We start from the raw sequence: 1,847 nt of genomic DNA, 5'->3' as shown, positions 1-1,847 counted from the left end.
AGCTTAAAGATTATGAAAATGCTATAAAAGATTTTAATGCGGCTATCAGTATAAATTCTAGAAATGATGAGGATTATAACTGTAGAGGTAATGCTTATTATGCTCAAGGTAAGTATAAGAAAGCAATTGCTGATTTTAGCAGAGCAATAGAATTAGATCCTAATAATGCCAATTACTATAATAATCGAGGTCTTGCATTTTACAATCAAGGAAGCTACAAAGAAGCACTTTGTAATTATAATAAAGCAATAGAGTTAAGCCCTGAAAATGAAATTTATAGACGTAATAAAGCAAAAATATCCTTTGCACACTTACTCCTACTAAATATAGAAAAAGAAAATAATAGATGTATTATGATGTAATATGGGGTATGGTCAGGATACGTTCCGCAAATTATTAATAAGGATATTAAGAGAGACTGCTACTGGCACTTAGTAACTGCCAGGTTGAGGTATTAGTTTGTCCCTCTCGTATGGATAATCAGGCGATGGTAGCTATAGCTAATTTTATATTAAATTGCATAACGTTAAGTAACTTAATTTTATTTTGTTTTAATCATGATTTTCGGCCAGGATTCTATAAATAATGAACCTAAAATTGCACCCCAATATATTGGTTGTGATACCGTGTATGGAGTCAAGTATATAACACTTCTGATTTTATGCTCATGTACAGGTCGGAAGCTTTGCTTATAAGGTTAGTATCTATTTTAGAATCCAGCGCCCTACCTACAACTTTCTTAAAAGTACTTTCTAAATTTTTCCTCTCAAAAAGGATCCTTTATAAGAGATGAAAGTGTGGTGGCTTTATGAGATATACCATCAGCTTATATTGCGCCATTATTTATTGTTATGCCTTATTACGTGGAATATAGTTAATATTATTTATTGGTTCATCTTAAACAATGTGCTATATTAATACAAATCACTTCTAATTAAGATAAGTTATGCAAGAGATAAGAACCCAAATAGACATCCATGGTAGAGTATTAATACCTGCTATTATTAGAAAGAAAATGAATTTAAAACCGGGTGACACTTTAACATTACGTGCTACGGAAGAAGAAATCAAAATGGTTAGCATGAAATCAGTAATCAGAGAAGCTCAAGAGCTTATCAAAAAGTATAAAAAACCTGAAGGATCTCTAGTTGATAGTTTTATAAAAATGAGAAGGCAGGAATCTCAGCTTGAAGAATCAAGAAATCATCAAACTAAGGATTTATAATGGAAGATAATAAGAATATTATATTGGATGCTTCAGCATTGATTGCTTTACTTGGGGATGAAAAAGGTTGTGAAGTAGTAGAGGATTTATTGCCTTATGCAATCATGTCTAGTGTAAACATTGCTGAGGTAGCAAGATTTTTAGTCTCAGCAAGTGCAATGGAAATAGATAAAATTCAAGAAGTAATAGACCATTTAGTCCCTAGCACAGTACCTTTTGATAACAAATATGCATATATTACAGCAAATATGCTTTCTCAGACTAAAGCTCTAGGCTTATCATTGGGAGACAGGGCATGCCTAGCATTAGCTATAATCACCGGGTATCCTGTTTACACCGCAGATAAAATATGGGAAAAACTGGAAATAGAGAACCTAAAAGTACACTTAATAAGGTAGCGATAGCAACTAATATTGATATCATTATCCTTAACATATAAAAATAATTTATATTACTGACATTATTTGTAAAAACCACACCATAGCGATAATTAAGCTGAAAAGTTAAAGTTTAAATCTTCTAAAGTTGCAATAATAAAGCTGTTATTAAGGAGTACTTATTAACAATATATTAATAGTTTTTATTTAGTATTAAAAGTAATAACACTACTTTGGCATAAAAT

General features: G+C 31.0%; 3 protein-coding genes. All 3 read left to right on the top strand.

Annotated features, from left to right (window positions below; translation table 11 throughout):
* Positions 1 to 362, top strand: a 362-nt coding sequence (locus NF27_RS00485; RefSeq protein ID WP_039454643.1) for a tetratricopeptide repeat protein, incomplete at its 5' end; no start/stop codon positions are given.
* Positions 363 to 946: 584 nt separating this feature from the next.
* The gene (locus NF27_RS00480) at positions 947 to 1,225 is read left to right on the top strand and encodes an AbrB/MazE/SpoVT family DNA-binding domain-containing protein (protein WP_039454459.1); all 279 of its coding nucleotides are present in this window, start codon (positions 947 to 949) and stop codon (positions 1,223 to 1,225) included.
* Positions 1,225 to 1,623, top strand: a complete 399-nt coding sequence (locus tag NF27_RS00475; protein WP_039454457.1) for a type II toxin-antitoxin system VapC family toxin — start codon at positions 1,225 to 1,227, stop codon at positions 1,621 to 1,623. Before NF27_RS00480 ends, NF27_RS00475 begins: the two co-directional genes overlap by 1 nt.
* Positions 1,624 to 1,847 lie beyond the last annotated feature (224 nt).

It is taken from the genome of Candidatus Jidaibacter acanthamoeba (assembly GCF_000815465.1).
In the GTDB taxonomy this organism is placed as follows: Bacteria; Pseudomonadota; Alphaproteobacteria; order Rickettsiales; family Midichloriaceae; genus Jidaibacter; species Jidaibacter acanthamoebae.
The sequence above is the reverse complement of the archived record's forward strand: the minus strand, read 5'-3'. Positions and strand labels throughout refer to the sequence as shown.